Origin of the sequence: Streptomyces naganishii JCM 4654, assembly GCF_014650575.1 — a bacterium.
Taxonomy (GTDB): domain Bacteria; phylum Actinomycetota; class Actinomycetes; order Streptomycetales; family Streptomycetaceae; genus Streptomyces; species Streptomyces naganishii.
Genome location: NZ_BMVF01000002.1, coordinates 215,429 through 240,603, shown reverse-complemented (window position 1 = coordinate 240,603; position 25,175 = coordinate 215,429). Strand labels below are relative to the sequence as shown.

At 69.7% G+C, this 25,175-nt stretch carries 22 protein-coding genes; 10 read left to right on the top strand and 12 right to left on the bottom strand.

Annotated elements, in window-relative coordinates; translation table 11 throughout:
• Window positions 1–7 precede the first annotated feature (7 nt).
• Window positions 8–2,461: a DUF6049 family protein gene (locus IE217_RS03940; RefSeq protein ID WP_190176274.1), complete on the bottom strand. Its 2,454-nt coding sequence runs from the start codon at window positions 2,459–2,461 to the stop codon at window positions 8–10.
• 254 nt (window positions 2,462–2,715) lie between these two features.
• Between IE217_RS03940 and IE217_RS03935 the strand changes: the two genes are divergently transcribed.
• A complete protein-coding gene (locus IE217_RS03935; protein ID WP_190176273.1) occupies window positions 2,716–4,197 on the top strand; it encodes a CCA tRNA nucleotidyltransferase in 1,482 nt (493 codons plus the stop codon).
• Between the two features lie 141 nt (window positions 4,198–4,338).
• On the opposite strand, the gene IE217_RS03930 is transcribed toward IE217_RS03935, so the two are convergent.
• From IE217_RS03930 to IE217_RS03915, 4 genes are all read right to left on the bottom strand, one after another.
• The gene (locus tag IE217_RS03930) at window positions 4,339–4,830 is read right to left on the bottom strand and encodes an LppU/SCO3897 family protein (RefSeq protein ID WP_190176272.1); all 492 of its coding nucleotides are present in this window, start codon (window positions 4,828–4,830) and stop codon (window positions 4,339–4,341) included.
• A 125-nt stretch (window positions 4,831–4,955) separates the two neighbouring features.
• The gene (locus tag IE217_RS03925) at window positions 4,956–6,218 is read right to left on the bottom strand and encodes an MFS transporter (RefSeq protein ID WP_190176271.1); all 1,263 of its coding nucleotides are present in this window, start codon (window positions 6,216–6,218) and stop codon (window positions 4,956–4,958) included.
• An 81-nt stretch (window positions 6,219–6,299) separates the two neighbouring features.
• The gene (locus tag IE217_RS03920) at window positions 6,300–7,382 is read right to left on the bottom strand and encodes an inositol-3-phosphate synthase (protein ID WP_190176270.1); all 1,083 of its coding nucleotides are present in this window, start codon (window positions 7,380–7,382) and stop codon (window positions 6,300–6,302) included.
• A gap of 45 nt (window positions 7,383–7,427) precedes the next feature.
• Window positions 7,428–8,111 (bottom strand): PadR family transcriptional regulator, encoded by a 684-nt coding sequence (locus IE217_RS03915; protein ID WP_190176269.1) that lies wholly within the window; start codon window positions 8,109–8,111, stop codon window positions 7,428–7,430.
• Window positions 8,112–8,507: 396 nt separating this feature from the next.
• On the opposite strand from IE217_RS03915, the gene IE217_RS03910 reads away from it, so the two are divergent.
• The gene (locus tag IE217_RS03910) at window positions 8,508–11,210 is read left to right on the top strand and encodes a transglycosylase domain-containing protein (protein WP_190176268.1); all 2,703 of its coding nucleotides are present in this window, start codon (window positions 8,508–8,510) and stop codon (window positions 11,208–11,210) included.
• A 107-nt stretch (window positions 11,211–11,317) separates the two neighbouring features.
• The gene (locus IE217_RS03905; RefSeq protein WP_190176267.1) at window positions 11,318–12,826 is read left to right on the top strand and encodes a glycosyltransferase family 87 protein; all 1,509 of its coding nucleotides are present in this window, start codon (window positions 11,318–11,320) and stop codon (window positions 12,824–12,826) included.
• A 45-nt stretch (window positions 12,827–12,871) separates the two neighbouring features.
• Here IE217_RS03905 and IE217_RS03900 read toward each other — a convergent pair whose 3' ends face one another.
• The 3 genes from IE217_RS03900 to IE217_RS03890 all read right to left on the bottom strand — a co-directional run bounded on the left by IE217_RS03900 (window position 12,872) and on the right by IE217_RS03890 (window position 15,623).
• A complete protein-coding gene (locus tag IE217_RS03900) occupies window positions 12,872–13,903 on the bottom strand; it encodes an alanine racemase (protein ID WP_190176266.1) in 1,032 nt (343 codons plus the stop codon).
• A gap of 95 nt (window positions 13,904–13,998) precedes the next feature.
• Window positions 13,999–15,120, bottom strand: a complete 1,122-nt coding sequence (gene femX, locus IE217_RS03895; RefSeq protein WP_190176265.1) for a peptidoglycan bridge formation glycyltransferase FemX — start codon at window positions 15,118–15,120, stop codon at window positions 13,999–14,001.
• A gap of 173 nt (window positions 15,121–15,293) precedes the next feature.
• Entirely contained in the window at window positions 15,294–15,623 is a 330-nt protein-coding gene (locus IE217_RS03890; RefSeq protein WP_190176264.1) for a hypothetical protein, read from the bottom strand.
• Window positions 15,624–15,900: 277 nt separating this feature from the next.
• Between IE217_RS03890 and rpsF the strand changes: the two genes are divergently transcribed.
• The 4 genes from rpsF (at window position 15,901) to rplI (ending at window position 17,583) form a co-directional block, all read left to right on the top strand.
• Window positions 15,901–16,191: a 30S ribosomal protein S6 gene (gene rpsF, locus IE217_RS03885; protein WP_019324683.1), complete on the top strand. Its 291-nt coding sequence runs from the start codon at window positions 15,901–15,903 to the stop codon at window positions 16,189–16,191.
• 74 nt (window positions 16,192–16,265) lie between these two features.
• On the top strand, window positions 16,266–16,841 hold the full coding sequence (locus IE217_RS03880) for a single-stranded DNA-binding protein (RefSeq protein ID WP_190176263.1): 576 nt from the start codon (window positions 16,266–16,268) through the stop codon (window positions 16,839–16,841).
• Between the two features lie 40 nt (window positions 16,842–16,881).
• A complete protein-coding gene (rpsR, locus tag IE217_RS03875; protein WP_003949403.1) occupies window positions 16,882–17,118 on the top strand; it encodes a 30S ribosomal protein S18 in 237 nt (78 codons plus the stop codon).
• A gap of 18 nt (window positions 17,119–17,136) precedes the next feature.
• Window positions 17,137–17,583: a 50S ribosomal protein L9 gene (rplI, locus tag IE217_RS03870; RefSeq protein WP_190176262.1), complete on the top strand. Its 447-nt coding sequence runs from the start codon at window positions 17,137–17,139 to the stop codon at window positions 17,581–17,583.
• 131 nt (window positions 17,584–17,714) lie between these two features.
• On the opposite strand, the gene IE217_RS03865 is transcribed toward rplI, so the two are convergent.
• Window positions 17,715–19,052: an MATE family efflux transporter gene (locus IE217_RS03865; RefSeq protein WP_190176261.1), complete on the bottom strand. Its 1,338-nt coding sequence runs from the start codon at window positions 19,050–19,052 to the stop codon at window positions 17,715–17,717.
• Window positions 19,053–19,512: 460 nt separating this feature from the next.
• Here IE217_RS03865 and dnaB point away from each other — a divergent pair, with 460 nt between their 5' ends.
• Window positions 19,513–20,991: a replicative DNA helicase gene (gene dnaB / locus IE217_RS03860; RefSeq protein ID WP_190176260.1), complete on the top strand. Its 1,479-nt coding sequence runs from the start codon at window positions 19,513–19,515 to the stop codon at window positions 20,989–20,991.
• Between the two features lie 66 nt (window positions 20,992–21,057).
• Here the strand turns inward: dnaB and IE217_RS03855 are convergent, their stop codons facing one another.
• Window positions 21,058–21,849 (bottom strand): SAM-dependent methyltransferase, encoded by a 792-nt coding sequence (locus IE217_RS03855; protein ID WP_190176259.1) that lies wholly within the window; start codon window positions 21,847–21,849, stop codon window positions 21,058–21,060.
• A gap of 108 nt (window positions 21,850–21,957) precedes the next feature.
• On the opposite strand from IE217_RS03855, the gene IE217_RS03850 reads away from it, so the two are divergent.
• Window positions 21,958–22,596 carry a winged helix-turn-helix transcriptional regulator gene (locus IE217_RS03850; RefSeq protein ID WP_190176258.1) on the top strand — a complete coding sequence of 213 codons (639 nt, stop codon included), beginning with the start codon at window positions 21,958–21,960 and terminating at the stop codon, window positions 22,594–22,596.
• 105 nt (window positions 22,597–22,701) lie between these two features.
• Window positions 22,702–24,090 carry a serine hydrolase domain-containing protein gene (locus IE217_RS03845; protein ID WP_190176257.1) on the top strand — a complete coding sequence of 463 codons (1,389 nt, stop codon included), beginning with the start codon at window positions 22,702–22,704 and terminating at the stop codon, window positions 24,088–24,090.
• A gap of 67 nt (window positions 24,091–24,157) precedes the next feature.
• On the opposite strand, the gene IE217_RS03840 is transcribed toward IE217_RS03845, so the two are convergent.
• The gene (locus tag IE217_RS03840; protein ID WP_190176256.1) at window positions 24,158–24,610 is read right to left on the bottom strand and encodes a GNAT family N-acetyltransferase; all 453 of its coding nucleotides are present in this window, start codon (window positions 24,608–24,610) and stop codon (window positions 24,158–24,160) included.
• A gap of 48 nt (window positions 24,611–24,658) precedes the next feature.
• Entirely contained in the window at window positions 24,659–25,123 is a 465-nt protein-coding gene (locus IE217_RS03835; protein WP_190176255.1) for a MarR family winged helix-turn-helix transcriptional regulator, read from the bottom strand.
• Window positions 25,124–25,175: the final 52 nt, after the last annotated feature.

The following is a 25,175-nucleotide window of genomic DNA, read 5'->3' as shown; positions in this document are numbered from 1 at the left end:
GACATCCTCAACGGTCCACTTTCTCACCCGTGCCGGACGGGTCGGCGTTTTCCGCTGCGGTGTCCGGTGTCGGGTCACTCGCCTGCTCCGGGTCGCCTTCCCGGGGCCGGGTGTCCGACTCCTTCTTCTCAAGACGGTCCGCCGGGCCCTCGGGGTTCTGCCCGGAGCCGGGGTCCTGCTCGCCATCGGGGTCCTGCCCGCCTTCGGGGTCCGGCGCGTCCCGGCCGTCGTCTCCGTCCGGGCCGTCCTGCGCGGCCTCCGCGTCCTCGCGGGCCGCGGCGCGCTTGCGCTGGGTGTACATCCGGAAGCCGGCGAGGACAAGCAGCAGGACGCCTCCGCCGATGACCAGCATCACGGTGGCGGTGATCTCGGTGACCTTCACGTCGAAGGAGACGGGGTCGCCGTACTCCTGCCCGTCCTGCGTGTAGAGCTGGGCGACGACCGTCACCCGCCCGTTGGCGTTGGCCGAGGTGGTGAACTTCACCGACTGGCTGTGCCCGCCGGAGACCGTGACCGGCTGCTCGCTGTAGGCCTTGCCGCCGATCTTGAGACGGGTGGGGTTGGTGGAGGTGAGCCGCAGCACCAGGTGGTCGACGCCCTGCACCAGGTTGTTCTGCACGGTCACGGGGATCGTGGCGCTGCGGCCGGAGAGCTTGGTCTCCGACTTGTCGATCAGCTTGACCTCCTGGGAGAGGTCGTCGAGGTAGGCCTCCACACCGTCGCGGAAGCTCTCCGCCTCACCGTCCCGGCCGCGCCACGACACGGACATCTCCCGGTTCATGGCACGTCCGAAGGGCGTGACGACGCGGGACTCGTCGGTGAGGATCACCTTGAAGTTGTCGACCTTGTCCTGCGTCCTCGCGATCGCGGCGAAGGCGCTCCGGCCCAGTTCCCGCTTGCGCAGCGAGGAGGGGTAGTCGGCCGTCGACGGGAGCCGTGTGGCGGCGCTCGGGTCCGGCTTGGCCTTGGCGGCCGCGGCCAGGTCCTGCGGCTGGGACCAGGTGCTCTGCTGGAGGGCCGTCAGCGCCTGCGCCATGGCCTGGGCCTGGCTCGCGGTCGGCATGCGCTGCGGGGCGACGACGATGCTGCGCTGCTTGCTCGTCTGGCCGTCGATCTCCAGGCTCTGGGCGAGGAACCGCTGCACGGCGAGTGTGGTGCTGCCGGCCCTCGTCATGTCGTCCTCGAACGCCGTGGACAGCCGCTCGTCGGCGACGACCGCCGTGGTGCCGCCGCCGATCGGACGCGCGGCCGACGGCGTGTAGGTCAGGCCGCCGTTCTCCTCGAGGCTGTCGCTGCGCGCGATCACCTTGTCGGCGCCCGCCGAGGTCGCGACCTTCACGATCGACGGATCGACGGCGCCGTCCACCGGCCAGGCGAAGTCCGTGCCCGGTTTCACGTGCAGCACCGTCTCCACCGTGCTGGCGGCGACGTCGGTGGCGTCCCTGAGCTGGCTGAGCGAGCCGGTGACGCTGGTGCCGTTGTGGGCGAGGGAGGCCAGGTCCGGGTCGGCGAAGGGCAGCGCGACGACCTCCTTGCCCGCCACCGCCTGCTGGAGCTCGGAGAGCCACTGCTTGGCCACCGCCTGGTGCGTCCCCGGCACCGGGGTGCCGCCCTTGGGGTCGCGCACCCGGTAATTGCGCGTCATGGCGTCGACGGAGGCGAGCAGGTCGGGGTCGATCACCCAGGTGACGTCGAGGTCCTTGCCCAGCGACAGCATCTGCTGCAGACGGCCGCCTGGCGAGATGTCCCTGGCGAGATCGTCGTTGAGGAAGACCGGCGTCTGCTGCTCGCCGGGGCCGGTCTCGGCCGTCATGTGGACGCCGGCGACGAGCGGCCACAGGAAGGTCGTCTTCGTCTTGGTGTCCGCGTCGGAGGACTGCCACGGCAGGAACGTGTGCTGGATGCCCAGCACCTGCTCCCAGGGCTGCGCGGCCGTCTGACCCGACAGGGACACGGAGAACTCGTAGACGCCGTTCCCGCCCAGGTTCAGCTTGTCGACCGGGACGGAGATGCTGAAGTGCTGGGCGGCGCCCGGGCCGAGCGAGGCGAACTTCTGCACGTACTTGCCGCCGACCTCGTCGCCGTCGGCCCCCGGCTCGAAACCGGTGCGCCGGGCGACGGCGTCGATCGCCGAGCGGGTCTCCAGCTCGGGACCCAGCCGCAGACCCACATGGGCGTCGGTGACCGACTGCTTGCCGTTGTTGGTCACCGTACCCGCGACGGTCACGGTGTCCCCGTCGCTGGGAGCGCCCGGGGTCAGCGAGTCCAGGGCGACGGCCACCGTGCCGGAGCCGGAGGCGGTCCGCACGGCGTCCTGGCCGGCGGCCTGCGCCGGCGACGCGGCGGGCAGCTGCAGCAGACCGGCCAGCAGGGGCGCACCGGCGAGCAGAGCCCCGGCTCGCCGCAGCAGGCGGCGGGCAGGTGAGGGACTGGTCCCCAGGAAGTCTGCCGCCTCGGCCACGCGCTCGCCCGTCCCTCGTCGTCGTCAGTGGTCTCGGAATGTGCGTCCAGGCATCGTAACGATGCGCGCCCAGGGGAAGTGCCGCGGAGGCGGCCCCAAGATCGGCTCGGAGCCGCGGAGCGCCCTGATGCGCACGAATATGGGGGACCTGTTCCGTAGGTCACAAGAGCTGTGCTTGTGGCTGTATGGGACGAGCTGTCCAGGCCGTCAATGGCGAGGCGGCCGGGCGCCCCGGCCACGTACCCTCTTCTGTTGTGCCGAACGCCAACGAAGACAACCCCACTGCCCTGAGCCAGGTGCAGCAGCGCGCGGTGAGCGAACTGCTGCGGGTGGCCCCTGTCGCCGACGATCTCGCGCGCCGCTTCCAGGAGGCCGGGTTCTCACTCGCCCTGGTCGGCGGCTCGGTCCGGGACGCGCTGCTCGGCCGGCTCGGGAACGACCTGGACTTCACGACCGACGCCCGGCCCGAGGACGTACTGAAGATCGTGCGGCCGTGGGCGGACGCCGTCTGGGAGGTCGGGATCGCTTTCGGCACGGTCGGCGCGCAGAAGAAGGCGCGGGTCGAGGGCGCCGAGCGCTGCTTCCAGATCGAGGTCACCACCTACCGGTCGGAGGCCTACGACCGGACCTCCCGCAAGCCGGAGGTGTCCTACGGCGACTCCATCGAGGAGGACCTCGTCCGGCGTGACTTCACGGTCAACGCGATGGCGCTGGCGCTGCCGGAGAAGGAGTTCATCGACCCGCACGGCGGGCTGGGCGACCTGGCGGCGCGGGTGCTGCGCACTCCCGGGACGCCCGAGGAGTCCTTCTCCGACGACCCGCTGCGCATGATGCGGGCGGCGCGCTTCGCCGCTCAGCTCGACTTCGAGGTCGCCCCCGAGGTCGTCGCCGCGATGAGGGAGATGGCCGGCCGTATCGAGATCGTCTCGGCCGAGCGGGTGCGGGACGAGCTGAACAAGCTGATCCTCTCCGCTCATCCGCGCAAGGGCCTGACCCTGCTTGTCGAGACCGGCCTCGCCGACCACGTCCTGCCCGAGCTGCCCGCGCTGCGCCTCGAGAGCGACGAGCACCACCGGCACAAGGACGTCTACGACCACACGCTGATCGTGCTGGAGCAGGCCATGGCGCTGGAGGAGGACGGGCCCGACCTGACCCTCCGGCTGGCCGCCCTGCTGCACGACATCGGCAAGCCGCGCACCCGCCGCTTCGAGAAGGACGGCAGGGTCTCCTTCCACCACCACGAGGTGGTCGGCGCGAAGATGACCAAGAAGCGCATGACCGCTCTGAAGTACTCCAACGAGCTGGTGAAGGACGTCTCGCACCTGGTCGAACTGCATCTGCGCTTCCACGGCTACGGCACCGGCGAGTGGACGGACTCCGCGGTCCGCCGCTACGTGCGTGACGCCGGCCTGCTCCTGGACCGCCTGCACAAGCTGACCCGCTCGGACTGCACCACGCGCAACAAGCGGAAGGCGGCCGCGCTGTCGCGGGCGTACGACGGGCTGGAGAAGCGCATTTCCGAGCTCCAGGAGCAGGAGCAGCTGGACGCGATCCGCCCTGACCTCGACGGCAACCAGATCATGGAGATCCTGGGCGTCAAGCCGGGCCCGGCCGTCGGCAGGGCCTACAAGCACATGCTGGAGCTGCGCCTCGAGCACGGCCCGATGGAGCACGACGCGGCAGTGGCAGCACTCAAGGAGTGGTGGGCGCAGCAGGAGCAGGACGAGCGGAGCTGACCAGGAGAGCCGAGTCCGTGGGCGCGGGGTCATGTTTCACGTGAAACATGACCCCGATGACTCCGACGAGCTCGTCCGCCCATGACGAAGGGGCGATGTTTCACGTGAAACATCGCCCCTTCGTCATGACTCACCCAGGCGCTACTTGGCTTCCTTGAGGCAGAGCACCACATTGTGGCCGGTGCCGGTCTGGACGTAGGAGATCGTCGCGTCGCTGACGGCCTTGCACTTGTTCTCGTCGGTGGAGCCGTCGAACTTCTGGACCACCTTGTACTGGGCCTTGCTGGACGAGCAGTCGACCTCGTTGAGGTCGGCGTTGGTTTCCGTGCCGTCGTTGTGCATGCAGGCGCCGACCGAAGTCGTCTCGGCGTCGGTCTCGCTGGCCCACCAGCCGATGCCGAACTTCACGGCGGCGGCGATGATCAGGACGACGATCGATCCGACGATGCGGAGGGCATTCTTCCGGCCGGGCTTCGCCGGCGCGGGCGGCGGCGGAACCGGCGCGCCCTGCTGCTGCGGGAAGGGGGCGTACGGCTGCTGCTGCGGGACTCCCGGCTGGCCGGGCTGCTGCCCCATGGGAGCGGTGGGCGCCTGGGCGTACGGGTTCTGGCCCTGGGGCGGCGGAGTGGTCACTGGGGGTCCCCCTCGAACATCAGCATGATGACGCGAACATGGCGTCGAAATAAGACGCACGTAAGCTACAGGCCGCCACTGACAACGCTGTAATCCGCAGGGACTCTGTTTCTTTGATGTGACACTTACCGGCGTTCAAAGCGGGCCATAGCCACCGCAACCACTCCGTAGATCACGGCGATCGTCACCACGAGCACGGCCGAGCGGCCGTCCGGGGGCAGCATGAGCGCGGCGACGCCCGCGGCGCCGACGAAAGCGGCATTGAAGAGCACGTCGTAGAGGGAGAAGATCCGGCCGCGGAAGCCGTCCTCGACCGCGGACTGCACCACCGTGTCCGTGGCGATCTTCGCGCCCTGGGTGGTCAGTCCCAACACGAAGGCGGCCGCCAGCAGCGGGCCGGTGGCGAAGGGCAGGCCGAGGGCGGGCTCCAGGACCGCCGCGGACCCGGCGCACACGACGATCCAGCGGGCGGGGCCCAGACGCCCGGCCGCCCAGGGCGTCACGAGGGCGGCGGCGAAGAAGCCGGCGCCGGAGACGCCCAGCGCCAGTCCGAGCAGGCGCAGTCCCTCCCTCGGGCCCGACGTCAGTCCGTAGCGGCACAGCATCAGCACCATCACGGTCAGCGCGCCGTAGCAGAACCGCATCAGCGTCATCGCGGCCAGCGCCCAGGCGGCCTCCCGGCGCGGCGGCGCGGCGAGGTGGCGTATGCCCGCCGCCAGCCGGCGTGCGGTTCCGGTCACCGCCGTGCTCAGCCGCGGCCGCGTCAGGGCCCGGTCGGGGCCGAGCAGTCCCGGGGCCATCAGCAGGGAGGTGAGCGCCGCGCACAGATACAGGGCGGCTCCGAGCAGGACGACGGCCGCGTCGGAGTCCGCGCCCGCCAGGCGTACGGCGAAGGCGAGGCCGCCGCCCGCGAAGGCGGCCAGTGACCCGGCGGTCGGTGAGAGGGAGTTGGCCATCACCAGTCGCTCGGCGTCGACCACGCGCGGCAGCGCGGCGGACAGCCCGGACAGGACGAAGCGGTTGACCGCGGTGACGCACAGCGCGGAGACGTAGAACAGCCAGTCCGGGACGGAGGCCACCATCAGCACGGCCGTGGCGGCCGCCATCGCCGCGCGCGCCAGGTTGCCGTGCAGCAGGACCTGGCGGCGTCGCCAGCGGTCCAGCAGGACGCCGGCGAACGGCCCGACCAGGGAGTAGGGCAGGAGCAGCACGGCCATCGCGGAGGCGACGGCGGCGGCCGAGGTCTGCCGTTCCGGGGAGAAGACGACGTAGGTGGCGAGCGCGACCTGGTAGACGCCGTCGGCGCCCTGGGACAGCAGCCGTACGGCGAGCAGGCGCCGGAAGTCCCGGTGGCGCAGCAGGACGCGCAGGTCACGGACGACGGCCATGGGGCACAGCCTCACATACGCCGAGGGTCCCCGGGGAGCACCCGGGGACCCTCGACAGCCCTGGCAGGAGCGGGTTTCCCGTCAGCGCTCGACGTCGCCGCGGATGAACTTCTCCACGTTCTCGCGGGCCTCGTCGTCGAAGTACTGCACCGGCGGGGACTTCATGAAGTAGGAGGACGCCGACAGGATCGGGCCGCCGATGCCGCGGTCCTTGGCGATCTTCGCGGCGCGCAGGGCGTCGATGATGACACCCGCGGAGTTCGGGGAGTCCCACACCTCGAGCTTGTACTCGAGGTTCAACGGGACGTCGCCGAAGGCGCGGCCCTCGAGGCGGACGTAGGCCCACTTGCGGTCGTCGAGCCAGGCCACGTAGTCGGACGGGCCGATGTGGACGTTCTTCTCGCCGAGGTCCCGGTCGGGGATCTGGGAGGTGACGGCCTGGGTCTTGGAGATCTTCTTGGACTCAAGGCGCTCGCGCTCGAGCATGTTCTTGAAGTCCATGTTGCCGCCGACGTTCAGCTGCATCGTGCGGTCCAGGATGACGCCGCGGTCCTCGAACAGCTTCGCCATGACCCGGTGCGTGATGGTGGCGCCGACCTGGGACTTGATGTCGTCGCCGACGATCGGGACGCCCGCCTCGGTGAACTTGTCGGCCCACTCCTTGGTGCCGGCGATGAAGACCGGGAGGGCGTTGACGAAGGCGACCTTGGCGTCGATGGCGCACTGGGCGTAGAACTTCGCCGCGTCCTCGGAGCCCACGGGCAGGTAGCAGACCAGGACGTCGACCTGCTTGTCCTTGAGGACCTGGACGACGTCGACCGGCTCCTCGGCGGACTCCTCGATGGTGAGGCGGTAGTACTTGCCGAGGCCGTCGAGGGTGTGACCGCGCTGGACCTTCACACCGGTGGAGGGCACGTCGCAGATCTTGATGGTGTTGTTCTCGGAGGCGCCGATGGCGTCCGCGAGGTCGAGGCCGACCTTCTTCGCGTCGACGTCGAAGGCGGCGACGAACTCGACGTCACGCACGTGGTAGTCGCCGAACTGCACGTGCATGAGGCCCGGGACCTTGGACGCCGGGTCGGCGTCCTTGTAGTACTCGACGCCCTGCACCAGCGACGCGGCGCAGTTGCCCACGCCGACGATGGCTACGCGAACCGAACCCATTGGCGGTTGCTCCCTGTGTGTACTCGGTGAAGCCCCGGCGGGACCTCACGTGGCGGTGTCGCCGGGCGTATCCGGCCGGGAGGGCATCCCGGGCCGGGGCAGGCCGCCCGTCGTTCCATTGGTGGTGTCCTGCTGAGCGGTCCCCCCGGAGGCGGAACCCTTGAGGTCCCGGCCCGCCCGCTCGCTCTCGATGAGCTCGTTCAGCCAGCGCACTTCGCGCTCCACGGACTCCATTCCGTGGCGCTGGAGCTCAAGCGTGTAGTCGTCGAGGCGCTCCCGGGTGCGCGTCAGCGAGGCGCGCATCTTCTCCAGGCGCTCCTCGAGCCGGCTGCGACGGCCCTCGAGGACGCGCATGCGCACGTCGCGCGAGGTCTGCCCGAAGAAGGCGAAGCGCGCGGCGAAGTGCTCGTCGTCGTAGGCGTCGGGACCGGTCTGGGAGAGCAGCTCCTCGAAGTGCTCCTTACCTTCCGCGGTCAGCCGGTAGACGATCTTGGCGCGGCGTCCGGCGAGCGGGGCGGCCAGGGCGTCCTCGGAGGTGTTCCCCGGTTCCTCCGTCAACCAGCCGCTCGCGACCAGCGTCTTGAGGCAGGGATAGAGCGTGCCGTAGCTGAACGCACGGAACACACCCAGTGATGTGTTGAGTCGTTTGCGCAGCTCATAGCCGTGCATCGGGGACTCGCGGAGCAGGCCGAGTACGGCGAACTCCAGGATCCCGGAACGCCGGCCCATCGTCGCCTCCTCTCTGCCGCGATCCGGGCGGCGGGGCCACTCCGGATGCCGTGAACGGTCTTTATGCCGTGCTGATGTATCGACTCGATACATCAGCACGATAGAACGGGCCCCCGGATGCGACAAGGGGGGTGAGGGTGAACGGGATCACATCACCGATTCGCGGGAGGCAAGTTGCCTGATTTGGGGTGAACTTCTGTGCTCGGTGGGTTTTGACGGTGCGTAGTCTGTGCGCCATGCACACCACCGGGAACCGAGTGACGCCGGGGGACGTCCTCGTCCCTGGTGCAGTACGGGTGAATGCGCGACCGACCACATCCGTACTTCGGGGGGACCGGAAACCAGCCGCCGTTTCCAGGCGCGCAAAGGTGCGCCTGCCCGAGGAGTAGTCGTTCGATGAGCGAGCACCGTCGCAAACCGCCGCAGCCGCAGGGAGGCGGACGTGCCGCGGCCCGACGCGGCCAGTCCGGTTCGTCCTCCGGCCGCCGTGCGGCACCGCGAGGCGCCACCGGGTCTCCAGCCGACTCCTATGGGACCGGTTCCTATGGGTCGGATGCGCATGGCGCGGGGGGCGAGGACCGCCCCTACGGCAGCCGGGCCGAGGCCCGGCGCGCGGCACAGAAGGGCGGAGGCCGGCGCAGAGCGGCGGACCCCGGCCGGCCCGGCGGCCCGAACGGGCCCGGACGCGGCAGAGGGCGCCCGGCGCCACCCGCCAAGAAGCGGTTCATCGACTATCCGCGCGCGGGCAAGTACGGCTGGCGGCGCTGGATGCCGTCCTGGAAGCTCGTGACGGGCCTGTTCATCGGCTTCCTCGGCAGCCTGGTGGCGGTGGCGGGCATCGGGTACGCGATGGTGTCCGTGCCGAACGTCGCCCAGGCCGCGACCGCGCAGAACAACGTGTACTACTGGTCCGACGGCTCCGAGATGGTCCGCACCGGTGGCGAGGTCAACCGCCAGATCATCAACCTCTCCGACATCCCCAAGGCGATGCAGTACGCCGTCGTCTCGCAGGAGAACAAGACCTTCTACACCGACAGCGGCATCGACCCCAACGGCATCGCCCGAGCGCTCTTCAACATGGCCACCGGCGGCCAGACGCAGGGTGGCTCCACCATCACCCAGCAGTACGTGAAGAACGCGCGCCTCGACGACCAGTCGCAGACGATCACCCGCAAGTTCAAGGAGATCTTCATCTCCATCAAGGTGGGCGCCACGGTCAAGAAGGACCAGATCATGGCGGGCTACCTGAACTCCGCCTACTACGGCCGGGGCGCCTACGGGATCCAGGCGGCCGCGCACGCCTACTTCAACAAGGACGCCAAGAACCTGAACGAGGGCGAGTGCGCCTTCCTGGCCGCGATGCTCAAGGGCGCCACCTACTACGACCCGGCCGGCTCGGTGTCCATCGACCCGGCGGCCACGCCCGACGCCAACAAGAGGCGTGCCGAGGCGCAGATGCAGGACACGCTCGACAAGATGGTCAAGTACGGCCACCTGAGCGCCGCCAGGCGGGCCGAGTTCAAGACCCTCCCGCACGTGCAGAGCCCCCGGGCCAACACCCGGCTGAGCGGGCAGATCGGTTATCTGGTCGACCTCGCCAAGGGCTACCTGATCCACAACACCAAGATCACCGCGAACGACCTCCAGCTGGGCGGCTACCGGATCTACACGACCTTCGACAAGAAGAAGGTCGAGGAGCTCAAGAACGCGGTCCAGAAGGTCCAGAAGGAGAACATCAAGCCGAAGCAGCGCCCGGACACCGACAAGTTCGTCCAGTTCGGCGGGGCCTCGGTGGAACCGTCCACCGGCGCGATCAAGGCGATCTACGGCGGCGAGGACTGGACCAAGCACTTCACGAACAACGCCGACGCCACCGGCGCCCAGGTCGGCTCGACCTTCAAGCCGTTCGTGCTGGCGGCGGCCATGCGGGACGGTGTTCGCAACCCGCACGGCGACCCGACGCAGGCCCAGGACGAACGCACCCAGGTCTCCCCCAAGAGCCGTTTCAGCGGTCAGAACAAGCTCAAGATCAAGGAGTACAACGGGGACATCTGGAAGAACGAGAAGGGCGAGGAGTGGCTCCAGACCAACGACGGCGGCGAGTCGTACGGCACCCCGCCCAGCTACATGATCGATCTGCGCGAGGCGATGCGTGAGTCGGTGAACTCCGCCTTCGTGCAGCTCGGCATGGACGTGGGCCTGGACAAGGTGAAGCAGGCCGCGCTGGACGCGGGTCTGCTGCAGAGCAGCCTGACCGGCACCACCTACCCGTCGTTCTCCATCGGCATCTCCGACCCCAGCGCCATCCGCATGGCGGGCGCGTACTCGACCTTCGCCGCCAGCGGCAAGCAGAACGACCCGTTCTCGGTCACGAAGGTCGAGAACAAGGACGGCCCGATCTACGAGCACAAGAGCGCGACCAAGCAGGCCTTCACCGCCGCGGTCGCCGACAACGTCACCGACGTCCTGAAGACCGTGGTCGACAAGGGCACGGGCACCAACGCCCAGCTGCCCGGCCGTGACGTGGCCGGCAAGACCGGTACCACGGACGGCAACAAGTCGGCCTGGTTCGTCGGCTACACCCCGCAGTTGTCCACCGCGATCAGCATGTTCCGGATGGACGACAACGCCAACAACAAGTCGCGCACGTTCCTGGAGATGTACGGCACGGGCGGCCAGAAGAAGATCCACGGCGCCTCGTTCCCGGCCCAGATCTGGCACGACTACATGCTCCAGGCCCTCCAGGGACAGCCGGCGGAGTCGTTCGAGCCGCCCATCCCCATCGGCGAGATCGTCAACGCTGCTCCGAGCCCGACGCCCACTCCCTCGGCCACCCAGAGCCAGGAGTCGAGCCCGTCGCCGAAGCCCACCCCGAGCCGGACGCAGCCCAGCCCCACGCCCACACCGTCCCAGTCGAACTGCGGCTTCTTCGGCTGCACCGACACCGGGGGCCAGACGGGCAACGGCGGCACCGACGGAGGCGTCACCCCGACGCCCACGCCGACCGACACGGGCGGCAACGGCGCCGGCAACGCCGGAACCACCCGGGGCAACGGCAATGGCAACGGCGGAGGGTTCTTCGGAGGCAACGGCGGTTAGCCGCCCCGCCGCCCGAGGAGGGTGTTTCACGTGAAACATGGGCCGTCGCACCGACCAGGTGCGGCGGCCCACGGCGTTTTCCCGGCCGCGTACGGCAGGATGTCGGCATGCCCAGTGCTGAATCGACGCAAGCGAGCGTGCACGAGCCCGAGCCGGTGAAGCCGACCCGGGAGGACAAGGTCGCCGCGGCCGGCAGCGAGCTGATCGGCGGTCCCATCGGCCGGCGTGCCCTGCTCGGCACGTCCTGGTGGACCCCGGTACGGGTCGTCGCGCTCGTGGCGATCGGCATGTTCGCCCTCGGCCTGGTGCAGAAGGCCCCCTGCTACCACAGCGCCTGGTTCTTCGGCGCGAGCTCGCAGTACACCAAGGCCTGCTACTCGGACATCCCGCACCTCTACCAGGGGCGCGGCTTCGCCGACGGGCTGGTGCCCTACTTCGACAAGCTCCCCGGCGACATGCCCTACCTCGAATACCCGGTGCTCACCGGCGTGTTCATGGAGGTGGCGGCCTGGCTCACCCCGGGCAGCGGCAGCATCCAGCACCAGGAGCAGTGGTACTGGATGGTCAACGCCGGGATGCTGATGGTGTGCGCCGCCGTCATCGCCGTGTGCGTGACCCGCACCCACGCACGGCGGCCCTGGGACGGGCTGCTGCTGGCGCTGGCGCCCGCCTTCGCGCTGACCGCCACCATCAACTGGGACCTCCTGGCGGTCGCTCTGACCGCCGCCGCGATGCTGATGTGGTCCCGAGGCCGCTCCCTGGCCTTCGGTGTCCTCCTGGGGCTCGCCACGGCCGCCAAGCTGTATCCCGTCCTCCTGCTCGGCCCCCTGTTCGTGCTGTGCTGGCGCGCGGGCAAGTGGCGGGACTTCGGCAGGGCGCTGGCGGGTGCGGTGGTGGCCTGGCTGGTGGTGAACCTGCCGGTGATGGCCTTCGCCACCGACGGCTGGTGGCAGTTCTACAAGTTCAGCCACGACCGGGGCGTCGACTTCGGCTCCTTCTGGCTGATCTGGGCGCAGAACACGAGCAACCCGCCGAGCACCGACTTCGTCAACACCACGGCCACGCTGCTGGTGGTGCTGTGCTTCCTCGGCATCGCGGCGCTGACGCTGACCGCCCCGCGCCGACCGCGCTTCGCGCAGCTGGCCTTCCTGGTGGTGGCGGCCTTCATCCTCACCAACAAGGTCTACTCGCCGCAGTACGTCCTGTGGCTGGTCCCGCTGGCCGTGCTGGCCCGGCCGAAGTGGCGGGACTTCCTGATCTGGCAGGCGTGCGAGGTGGCGTACTTCCTCGGCATCTGGATGTACCTCGCCTACACCACCAGCGGCGACGCCCACAAGGGTCTGCCGGTCGACGGCTACCACTGGGCCATCGTCGCTCACCTGGTGGGGACGGCGTACCTGTGCGCGGTCGTGGTGCGCGACATCGTCATGCCGGACCGGGACGTGGTGCGCCGGAGCGGTGATGACGACCCCTCGGGCGGGGTGCTCGACGGCGCGGAGGACGTCTTCGTGCTCGGCGCGGCGGCCCATCCGCCGCGCCACGCAGCCCACTTCGAGGGTCCTCAGGTGCAGTGGGGCGGCCGGGGGCCGGGCTCCCCGGAAGACGGTTCGCTCTGAGCGAACACGGCTCCCGGGAGGCGTGTGCCGAGCGGTGGCCCCGCGTCAGCGGTCCACGAGCCGGTCGTACTGCGTGGTGGTGTGCCGCAGATGGGCCACCAGTTCGTCGCCGACCTTCGGCTCCGGGGCGTCGGAGGGCACGAACAGGATGGACACCTGCATGTGCGGCGGCTCCGCGAACCAGCGCTGCTTGCCGCCCCAGACGAACGGGGAAAGGTTCCGGTTCACCGTGGCGAGGCCCGCCCGGGCGACGCCCTTGGCGCGCGGCATGACGCCGTGCAGCGCCTTGGGGGCCTCCAGGCCCACACCGTGCGAGGTGCCGCCCGCCACGACCACCAGAAAGCCGTCGGAGGCGGTCTTCTGCTGCCGGTAGCCGAAGCGGTCGCCCTTGGCCACGCGCGTGACGTCCAGGACGGCTCCGCGGTACTCGGTGGCCTCGTGGTCCCCCAGCCACAGCCGGGTGCCGATCCGGGCCCGGAAGCGGGTCTGCGGGAACTGCTGCTGGAGACGGGCCAGTTCATCGGCCTTGAGGTGGCTGACGAACATCGTGTGCAGGGGCAGCCGGGCCGCGCGCAGCCGGTCCATCCAGCCGATGACCTCCTCGACGGCGTCCGAGCCGTCGGTGCGGTCCAGCGGCAGGTGGATGGCGAAACCCTCGAGGCGGACGTTCTCGATGGCGGCGTGCAACTGCGGCAGGTCCTGCTCGCTGATGCCGTGCCGCTTCATCGAGGACATCACCTCGATGACGACACGGGCGCCGACGAGGCCGTAGACGCCGTCGATCGAGGACACCGAGCGGATCACCCGGTCGGGCAGCGGCACGGGCTCCTCGCCGCGCCGGTACGGCGTCAGCACCAGCAGGTCGCCGCCGAAGAAGTCCTTGATGCGCGCGGCCTCGTAGGTGGTGCCGACGGCGAGGACGTCCGAGCCCAGCCGGGTGGCCTCCTCCGCGAGCCGCTCGTGGCCGAAGCCGTAGCCGTTGCCCTTGCAGACCGGGACGAGTCCCGGGAACTGCTCCTGCACGTGCTTGTGGTGCGCCCGCCAGCGCGCGGTGTCGACGTAGAGCGTGAGCGCCATGGCCGGACCCGGAACCTTTCTCGTGGGCTGGGGTGTGGGGTGGAAGAGCGACGGCGCCGCCCAACGGGTGGGCGGTGCCGAGAGGGTACGAGGGGTCAGCGGCGCGACATGTAGATGTCGAGCGCCTTGTGGAGCAGCTTGTTCAGCGGGAAGTCCCACTCGCCGAGGTACTCGGCGGCCTGGCCTCCGGTGCCCACCTTGAACTGGATCAGTCCGAAGAGGTGGTCGGTCTCGTCCAGCGAGTCGGAGATGCCGCGCAGGTCGTAGACGGTGGCGCCGAGCGCGTAGGCGTCGCGCAGCATCCGCCACTGCATGGCGTTGGAGGGCCGGACCTCACGGCCGATGTTGTCGGAGGCGCCGTAGGAGTACCAGACGTGGCCGCCGACGATCAGCATCGTCGCCGCGGCCAGGTTCACGCCGTTGTGCCGGGCGAAGTACAGCCGCATGCGGTTGGGGTCCTCGGTGTTGAGGGCCGTCCACATGCGCTGGAAGTACGACAGGGGGCGGGGCCGAAAGTGGTCGCGCACGGCCGTGATCTCGTACAGCCGCTGCCATTCCTCGAGGTCCTGGTAGCCGCCCTGCACGACCTCGACGCCGGCCTTCTCGGCCTTCTTGATGTTGCGGCGCCACAGCTGGTTGAAGTTCTTGTGGACCTCTTCCAAGGAGCGGCCGGCCAGCGGCACCTGGAAGACGTAGCGGGGCTGCACGTCGCCGAAGCCGGCGCCGCCGTCCTCGCCCTGCTGCCAGCCCATGCGGCGCAGCTTGTCGGCGACCTCGAAGGCGCGGGGCTCGATGAAGTCGGCCTCCAGATCGCGCAGACGCTTCACGTCCGGGTCCTGGATGCCCCTCTTGATCGTGTCGGAGCCCCAGCGCCGGATGACCACGGGCGGCCCCATCTTCACCGAGAACGCGCCCTGCTGCTTCAGGTGCGCCAGCATCGGCTGGATCCAGTCGTCCAGGTTCGGCGCGAACCAGTTGATGACCGGCCCTTCGGGCAGGTAGGCGAGGTAGCGCTTGATCTTGGGCAGCTGGCGGTAGAGGACCAGACCCGCGCCGACCATCTCGCCGGTACGGTCGTCGAACCAGCCCAGGTTCTCCGAGCGCCACTCGGCCTTCACGTCCGCCCAGGCCGGCACCTGCATGTGACTCGCCGCGGGCAGGTTCTGGATGTAGGCCAGATGCTGCTCTCGACTGATGGTCCTCAGGGTCAGGCTCATTCGGGGCGCTCCTCGGGCTGGCGTGTCCCCATGGGTACAGGGGTCCGGCTCTCGCGCCGAAGCCTACTGCGCCCGGGGAGCGCGCAGACTGGCCGCACGCGACCTCCGCCCCGGCCTGTCGCCCGCCGGGGCGCCGTGCGCGGACCCATGGGGGGCGTCCGCGGGGCGCGGACTCAGCCGCCGACGAACCCGTTGAAGATGCCGAAGAGGCCGCCGTTGGCCATGCCGAAGTAGAGGCCGATCGCGGAGGCGCCCAGTGCGAGGACCAGACCGAAGCGCTCCCGTGTCGTCTCGGAGATGAACTGGCCGTACCCGGCGGTGAGGACACCGAACAGGCCCACCCAGGCCGTGAGGAAGTGGAGGCTGGGGAACGCGGCGGTGGCGACCGAGATCGCGGCCAGTACCCCGCTCACGGCCAGCAGGCCGTTCTGCAGCGGGTGCGGCCTGCCGTCCGTGGCCAGCAGTCCGTTGCCGGTCTTGGTCGATCGCGTGATCTGAGCCATGGGATACCTCCTGCTGAAGGCAGCATCGCTTCGCCCTGCACAACCCGATGTGTACAGATTGTCTGCCCCCGGGGCCAGATTTCAACCGGACGGCGGCGGCCGGGTAAGCTGTTGCTTCTGTACCGATGCCCTGCCGTGCCGCGGCCCGGCCGATTCGGCCGAGCGGACCCCGTTGTCAGTGGGTCCTGGTTTACTCACGGACATCGGTACCAGCGCATCACAACCCTCCTGCCACGGAACGACCGTGGCCGCTGAGTCCAAAGGAGGTGGGTTCCACATGCGTCACTACGAGGTGATGGTCATCCTCGACCCCGATCTCGAGGAGCGCTCTGTCTCCCCGCTGATCGAGAACTTCCTTTCTGTCGTCCGTGACGGCGGCGGAAAGGTCGAGAAGGTCGACACCTGGGGCCGTCGTCGTCTCTCGTACGAGATCAAGAAGAAGCCCGAGGGCATCTACTCGGTCATCGACCTGCAGGCCGAGCCTGCGGTCGTCAAGGAGCTCGACCGCCAGATGAACCTGAACGAGTCGGTCCTCCGGACCAAGGTCCTCCGCCCCGAGACCCACTGAGCCTCCCGCTCAGCTGATCCCGGGATTCGAGTAGCACCAAGCAGCCAGCAGCACACCCGCCGAGAGGTTCACCCATGGCAGGCGAGACCGTCATCACGGTCATCGGCAATCTTGTCGACGACCCCGAGCTGCGCTTCACCCCTTCCGGTGCGGCGGTCGCGAAGTTCCGTGTCGCGTCCACGCCTCGCACCTTCGACCGTCAGACGAACGAGTGGAAGGACGGCGAGAGCCTGTTCCTGACCTGCTCGGTCTGGCGGCAGGCGGCGGAGAACGTCGCGGAGTCGCTCCAGCGAGGCATGCGCGTCATCGTGCAGGGCCGGCTGAAGCAGCGGTCCTACGAGGACCGCGAGGGCGTCAAGCGCACGGTCTACGAGCTGGACGTCGAGGAAGTCGGCGCCAGCCTGCGCAACGCCACGGCCAAGGTCACCAAGACCTCCGGCCGCGGTGGCCAGGGCGGTTACGGCGGCGGCGGTGGCGGCCAGCAGGGCGGCGGCTGGGGCGGCGGCTCCGGCGGCGGCCAGCAGGGCGGCGGTGCTCCGGCCGACGACCCGTGGGCGACCGGCGCTCCCGCCGGTGGCAACCAGGGCGGCGGCGGCTGGGGCGGCGGCTCCGGCGGCGGTGGCGGCTACTCGGACGAGCCCCCCTTCTAGGGCTCGCTTCCCCCCTTCTTGATCACACAGGAGAAACACCATGGCGAAGCCGCCTGTGCGCAAGCCTAAGAAGAAGGTCTGCGCTTTCTGCAAGGACAAGGTCACGTACGTGGACTACAAGGACACGAACATGCTGCGGAAGTTCATTTCCGACCGCGGCAAGATCCGTGCCCGCCGCGTGACCGGCAACTGCACGCAGCACCAGCGTGACGTCGCCACGGCCGTCAAGAACAGCCGTGAGATGGCGCTGCTGCCCTACACCTCCACCGCGCGCTAAGGGAAGGGTGACCGACTCATGAAGATCATCCTCACCCACGAGGTCTCCGGCCTCGGTGCCGCGGGCGACGTCGTCGACGTCAAGGACGGTTACGCTCGCAACTACCTGATCCCGCGGAACTTCGCGATCCGCTGGACCAAGGGCGGCGAGAAGGACGTCGAGCAGATCCGTCGTGCTCGCAAGATCCACGAGATCCAGACCATCGAGCAGGCCAACCAGATCAAGGCCCAGCTCGAGGGCGTGAAGGTCCGTCTGGCCGTCCGCTCCGGCGACGCCGGTCGTCTCTTCGGTTCCGTCACTCCGGCCGACATCGCCTCGGCGATCAAGGCCTCCGGTGGCCCCGAGGTCGACAAGCGCCGCATCGAGCTGTCGTCCCCGATCAAGACCCTGGGCGCCCACGAGACGTCCGTGCGTCTGCACCCCGAGGTTGCCGCCAAGGTCAACGTCGAGGTCGTCGCCGCCTGATCGTCAGGATCACGCAGCTGAGAAGGGCCGTACCCGGTGGGTACGGCCCTTCGCTGTTTCACGTGAAACGTGCCGAGGGCAGTGCCCGTGCGTTCGGTGCACCGCCCCCGTCTCAGCGCATCGCCCGCCCCTCAGCGCGTCGCCCCCGTCACCAGCCAGCGGCCGGAGCGGGCGCGCAGCCACAGGGTCGCCATCCGTACGGTCATCATGAGTGTCATCGCGCCCCACAGGGCGGTCAGCCCGCCGCCGAGCGCGGGGACCAGCAGCGCGGCCGGGGTGAAGACCGCCAGGGTGACCAGCATCGCCCATGCCAGGTAGGGGCCGTCGCCGGCGCCCATCAGCACTCCGTCGAGGACGAAGACCACACCGCACACCGGCTGGGAGAGCGCGACCACCAGCAGCGCCGGGAGCGCGGTGTCCTTGACCGTGGGGTCACCGGTGAACAGCGGCAGGAAGGCGGGGCGGCCCACGATCACCAGGAGACCCAGCACCACACCGACCGCGAGGCCCCACTCCACCATGCGCCGGCAGGCTTCCCGCGCACCGGCGGCGTCGTCGGCGCCGAGGTAGCGGCCGATGATGGCCTGCCCGGCGATGGCGATGGCGTCCAGCGCGAAGGCCAGCAGGCTCCACAGGGACAGGATGATCTGATGGGCGGCGATGTCGGCGTCACCGAGACGGGCCGCGACCGCGGTGGCGATCAACAGAATCGCCCGCAGGGAGAGGGTGCGGACGAGGAGCGGAACGCCGGCCCGCGCGGACGCCCTGATACCGGCGGCGTCCGGACGCAGGGACGCGCTGTGCCGGCGGGCCCCGCGGACTACGACGGTCAGGTAGACCGCGGCCATCCCGCACTGGGCGATCACGGTGCCCCAGGCGGATCCGGCGATGCCGAGTCCGGCGCCGTAGACCAGCGCGGCGTTGAGGGCGGCGTTGGCGACGAAACCGGCGACGGCGACGTAGAGCGGGGTCCTCGTGTTCTGGAGCCCGCGCAGGACGCCGGTGGCGGCGAGCACGACCAGCATGGCCGGGATCCCGAGGGCCGAGACGCGCAGATACGTCGTCGCGTACGGCGCGGCCGTGTGCGAGGCACCGAAGAGGCTCACCAGGGCGGGGGCGGTGGGAAGCACGGCCGCGATGACGAGGGCGCCGAGCAGCAGTGCGAGCCAGATGCCGTCCATGCCCTGCCGGATGGCGGCCTGGAGGTCGCCGGCGCCCACGCGACGGGCGACGGCCGCGGTGGTGGCATAGGCGAGGAAGACGAAGACGCTGACGGCGGTGGTCAGCAGGGCCGAGGCGACGCCGAGCCCGGCGAGTTGCGCGGTGCCGAGATGGCCGACGATCGCGCTGTCGGCCATGACGAAGAGGGGCTCGGCGACGAGCGCGCCGAAGGCCGGGACCGCCAGGGCGACGATCTCGCGGTCGTGCCGGCGCCGGGCCGGCGGACGGCGTGCGGGAGCCTGTGTCATGAGCACCAATCTAATCGTCCACAGGTAAGAGATGCAAAGCCCTTCTGATCCTTACTTGCCTGGTTGCGGTGTGCATGTGTGCGCACCGTTCGAACCGATCTTGGTCCGAGCGGGCAGTTTTTTCTTCTGCACAGCCGGTGGACGGGAAAGCAGCAGGTCAGACGGCCTCTACGGGAACCGTCGAGTGCTTGTTCACAGCACTGTCCACCGGGCCGTGCACAGGTTTCGACGAGTTCTCCACAGCATCGGGGCCGTCGTCCACATGGCCTGTGGATAACCAGATTGGCTGACGGTGCCCGGGGGCCTACCGTTGTCCGGCGCCCGCTCCGTCCACCGGCCTTCCAAACCGTCACAAACCTGACGCGGCACAAGCGGAGTTGGGCCTCTCATTTGTCAGTGCCGTGCCGTAGAAAAGAGGGGCACGGCGAGGTCCGCTCGGCGGACGGGAGGAGGTCGCTCGGTGAGCATTTCCGAGCCCCTGGACGACCCGTGGGCCGACAGCGGACCCGGTGATCGTCTGCCGGCCTCCCGACGGCGCCCCGACGGCGGCCGCGGCCGCGACGAGCAGCACGACCGGGGCAGGGAGAGCGATGCCTGGGAGAGCGCGGGCTCCTCCTTCGAGCGGGTCCCCCCGCAGGACCTCGACGCCGAGCAGTCCGTCCTCGGCGGCATGCTGCTGTCCAAGGACGCCATCGCCGACGTCGTCGAGATCCTCAAGGGCCACGACTTCTACAAGCCGGCCCACGAGACGATCTACCAGGCGATCCTCGACGTCTACGCCAAGGGCGAGCCGGCCGACCCCATCACCATCGCCGCCGAGCTCACCAAACGCGGCGAGATCAACAAGGTGGGCGGCGCCTCCTACCTGCACTCCCTGGTGCAGACGGTGCCCACGGCCGCGAACGCCGCGTACTACGCCGAGATCGTCCACGAGCGTGCCGTGCTGCGCCGCCTGGTCGAGGCGGGCACCCGCATCACACAGATGGGATACGCGGCCGACGACGACGTGGACGAGATCGTCAACCGCGCCCAGGCCGAGATCTACGCGGTCACCGAGCAGCGCACCAGCGAGGACTACCTGCCGCTGGGCGACATCATGGAGGGCGCCCTCGACGAGATCGAGGCGATCGGCTCGCGCAGCGGGGAGATGACCGGTGTGCCGACCGGTTTCACCGACTTCGACTCGCTGACCAACGGCCTGCACCCTGGGCAGATGATCGTCATCGCCGCCCGTCCCGCGATGGGCAAGTCGACGCTCGCACTGGACTTCGCGCGGGCCGCCTCGATCAAGCACAACCTCCCGAGCGTCATCTTCTCCCTGGAGATGGGGCGCAACGAGATCGCGATGCGCCTGCTGTCCGCCGAGGCCCGCGTCGCCCTGCACCACATGCGTTCGGGAACGATGACCGACGAGGACTGGACGCGGCTGGCCCGCCGCATGCCGGACGTCTCGGCGGCCCCCCTCTACATCGACGACTCGCCGAACCTGTCGATGATGGAGATCCGGGCCAAGTGCCGCCGGCTGAAGCAGCGCAACGATCTGAAGCTGGTCGTCATCGACTACCTCCAGCTGATGCAGTCCGGAGGCTCCAAGCGCGCCGAGAGCCGTCAGCAGGAGGTCTCCGACATGTCCCGGAACCTCAAGCTTCTCGCTAAGGAACTGGAGATCCCGGTCATCGCGCTCTCCCAGCTCAACCGTGGTCCCGAGCAGCGCACCGACAAGAAGCCGATGGTCTCCGACCTGCGTGAGTCCGGCTCCATCGAGCAGGACGCCGACATGGTCATCCTGCTGCACCGCGAGGACGCCTACGAGAAGGAGTCACCCCGCGCAGGTGAGGCCGACCTGATCGTCGCCAAGCACCGCAACGGCCCGACCGCGACCATCACCGTCGCCTTCCAGGGCCACTACTCACGGTTCGTGGACATGGCGCAGACCTGACCCGCCGCCGCTTTGGGTTCGCCTTTCGCGTGTCTCTTTCTCGTTGCCGGTGTCCTTCGTCCGGCTTCAGCCGGTGCCCTTGGTGAAGCAGCCGCGCCAGACTTCGAGGGAGCCGTTGGTGAGCGCGGTGGCGTAGTTGATGACGCGGGTGTAGCCGTCGTCGAGGAGCATGGGCAGGGCGGGTCCCGCGGGCAGGCCGCTCGCGAAGGTCCTGGTGATCCAATCCTGGACCCATGCCGACTCGTTCGTCCATTCGATGACGGTGAAGCCCGCACCCTCGACGTGGGCGAGCAGTGTGTCGGGGGACACGACGAAGCTGTCGGTGCCGTCGAGTGACCAGGGCATGGGCCAGGGCAGGGCGGCCCGGTGTGGTTGGCAGACTTCCCAGAGGACCAGGCGTGCGCCAGGGGCGAGGCGTTCGGCGATGTGACGGAACCAGGTGGTCTTGTCCCGCACGTTCATCTGGACGTGCATGGTGAGCGCGGCATCGAAGGGCGGATCGGGCTGGAGCCCGGCGATGTCCCCCGCGTGGAACCGGACCATGTCGCTCAGTCCGGCCCGATCGGTGAGGTCGCGTGCGGCGTCGACGTAGGCCGGGGTGATGTCGACGCCGACCACGTGGTTGCCGGTGCGGCGGGCGATCTGGCGTGCGGGTCCGCCGAATCCGGAGCCGATGTCCAGGACGACGTCACCGTGCGCGAGGGCAAGGGCGGGGATGAGCCGTTCGACCGCGTCCGCGCCGCCGATGTGGAACTGGTCGAGGTTGTCCAGGGCCCCGTCTGCCGAGGCGTCGAGATCGCGATGGTCGCTCAGGAGTCGGTCGATGGTCTGGTTGAGGGCGGTTTCTCCGTAGGTCATCGCACTAGGTCCTCTCAGGGGCCGGTGGTGTCAGTCGACTTGGACAGATGGTGGACTTTTCAACTAGCTGATTTCTGAAGTAAACCACGCGTCGGTTACGCTGGGCCTATGCGGAGCTATGGTCAGTACTGTTCGATCGCCCGGGCCCTCGACGTTGTGGGGGACCGCTGGACGCTGCTGATCGTCCGGGAGTTGCTGCTCCAAGGACCGTGCCGGTTCACGGACCTGAAGAAGGGGCTGCCGGGCATCGCGACGAACCTGCTCTCGTCCCGCCTCAGAGAACTTGAGGAAGCCGGACTGATCACGCGGGAGGACGCGCCGCCGCCGGTGGCCACGGCCCTCTACACCCTGAGCGAGGACGGTCTGGCACTGGAGCCGGTGCTGAAGTCACTTGGGCTGTGGGGCCTGCGGTTCATGACCGACGAACGGCCGGACGACGCGTTCCAGGGACGGTGGCTGGCCTACGCCCCGGTCTGGTTCACCACTGACGCGGATCCCGACGGCCCGCCTGTGGTCATTCAGGTCGTCGCGGCCGACGAGACGGCCGTCATCGAACTGCGGGACGGCCGGATCCACACCCGGCTCGGCCACGCCACCGACCCGGACCTCGTCCTGGACGGACCACCCCGGGCCGTTCTCGGGCTGCTCACCGGCGTGATCGATCGCGAACTCGCCGGCCGACTCGGCTTGTCCGTCCACGGCCGACGCGACCTGCTCACCCGTCTCCAGCCGGTCACGCAGGACTGAACGCGCACCCCGGACGACACGGCGGAATGGGACATTGTGCATGCTGTCCTACAGCCGCGGTGATATGCGCTCGACGCGGGGTGCCGGTCGGGGTGGACTGTGCGCATGACGACTTCGCACGAAGACCTGCTGCCCGGTACGCGACGGGCGCTGCTGCACCGTGTCGCCGTCGCCCAGAGCGAGGGACGGGCGCCCTCGCTCGTCGCCGCCGTCGTACGGGACGGCCGGACGGTGTGGCACGGAGCGCGGACCTCGGTGGACGGGCACGGCCCGGACGAGAACACGCAGTACCGCATCGGCTCGATCACCAAGACCTTCACCGCGGTCCTGGTGCTGCGGCTGCGCGACGAGGGCCTCCTCGACCTCGGCGATCCGCTGGAGAAGCACCTGCCGGGCACCGGGGCGGGCGAGGCCACCGTCGCCTCCCTCCTCGCGCACACGGGCGGTCTGGCGGCCGAGTCACCGGCGCCCTGGTGGGAGCGGACACCGGGGGCCCTGCGCCCGGAACTGGCCGATGTCCTGGGCGAGCGGCCGCTGCTGCATCCGGTCGGCCGGCTCCACCACTACTCGAACCCCGGCTACACACTGCTGGGCGCGCTCGTGGAGGAGGTGCGCGGTGCGCCGTGGGAGGAGGTGCTGCGCGCCGAGGTGCTCGAACCGCTCGGTCTTCGCCGCACCGGTGTCCGGCCCGTGGCGCCGCACGCCGGCGGCTGGGCGGTGCACCCCTGGGCGGATGCCCTCATGCCGGAGCCGGCCGAGGACCTGGGCCGGATGGCGCCCGCCGGCCAACTCTGGTCGACCACCGGCGACCTGGCCCGGTTCGCGGCCTTCCTCGCCCGGGGGGACGACCGGGTGCTGAGCGCGGAGTCGGTGGGGGAGATGAGGACGCCCGCGGCGCCCGCCGAGGCGGCGGACGTCGCGTCCGGGTCCACTTACGGCCTCGGGATGCAGATCGAGCACAGGGACGGCCGGCTGCTCGTGGGACACAGCGGGTCGCTGCCGGGCTTCCTGGCGGGCCTCACCATCAGCGTGGAGGACGACATCGCGGCCGTCGCCCTGGCCAACTGCACGTCAGGCCCGATGATGTGGGCGACCGCGGCCGATCTGGTCCGTATCGTCGCCGAGGCCGAGCCGAGGATTCCCGGGCCGTGGCGCCCGCTGCGTCAAGTGGACCCGGCCGTGCTGGAGTTGACGGGCCAGTGGTACTGGGGAACGCAGGGCTTCGGCCTGCGCCTGTCCGCCGACGGGCTCCTCGCGCTGGAGCCGCTGACCGGCAACGGCAGACGCTCGCGGTTCCGGCCGAACGGCGACGGCACCTGGACGGGACTGGAGGGCTACTACACCGGGGAATCCCTGCGGGTCGTGCGGCGACCGGACGGGTCGGTGGATCACCTCGACCTCGGCTCGTTCGTGTTCACCCGCCGGCCCTACGACGAGCAGGCCAGTGTGCCCGGCGGTGTCGATCCGGAGGGGTGGCAGGGCATCGACCAGTAGCCGGTGACCGGTTGAGGGGTGGGTCTGTTTCACGTGAAACAGACCCACCCCTCAAGCCCCTCAGCCCTCAGAGCTGAAGCTTGAAGCCGATGTGTGAGGGCTCGAAACCCAGCCGCTCGTAGAAGCGATGTGCGTCGGTCCGTGTCCTGTCCGACGTCAGCTGCACGAGGCCGCAGCCCAGGTCGCGGGACGTGTCGACCGCCCACTCGACGAGCCGTGTGCCCAGTCCACCGCCGCGCTCGTCGGCGTGGATGCGGACGCCCTCGATGATCGAGCGCGTGGAGCCGCGCCGCGACAATCCGGGAATCACCGAGAGCTGCAGCGTTCCGACCACCCTGTTCCCGCGAACGGCGACCACCAGGTGCTGGTGGGGGTCGGCGCTGAGGCGTTCGAGGGCGGTCAGATACGGGGTGAGGTCGTCCGGCGACTCGCGCCGGGCGCCGAGCGGGTCGTCCGCGAGCATCGCGACGATCGCGGGCACGTCGGCGGCGACGGCGGCGCGTATCTCAAGATCTTCCATGCCGGGCACTGTAGGGGGGCCGGGCGGCGCACGCCGTAAAGGCGGGCGTCATACCGGGGCCGGCGCGTGCAGCGATTCCACCGCTCGCACCAGGGGAGCCAGCTCCGGGTTCTTCGCGGCCTCGTCGAGTGCCTCCCGCAGGGCGGCGTCGTTCGTCGGCCGGGCCGCATCCAGGAGCTTCAGCCCGGCCCCGGTGACGTTGGTGTAGATGCCGCGGCGGTCGGTGGGGCAGAGGTAGCGCTCCAGCAGGCCGCGGTCCTCGAGACGGGTGACCAGCCGGGTGGTGGCGCTCTGGCTCAGGACCACCGCGTCGGCCACCTGCTTCATCTGGAGATGGCCGCCCTCGCCGTCGTGCTGTCGGCTGAGCACGTCGAGCAGGGAGTACTCGCGCACGCTCAGGCCGTGGCCGGTCTGCAGGGCGCGCTCGACCCGCGCCTCGATCCTCCCGTGCAGCAGGGCCAGGGCGGACCATCCCTGGGCCAGGGCGGTGAGCGCGGGGTCCGTCGCTGTCATCGGCGTTTCCTCCGTCCCGGAGCGGCTTGTTCCCAGGATAGGGCAGTGCCGC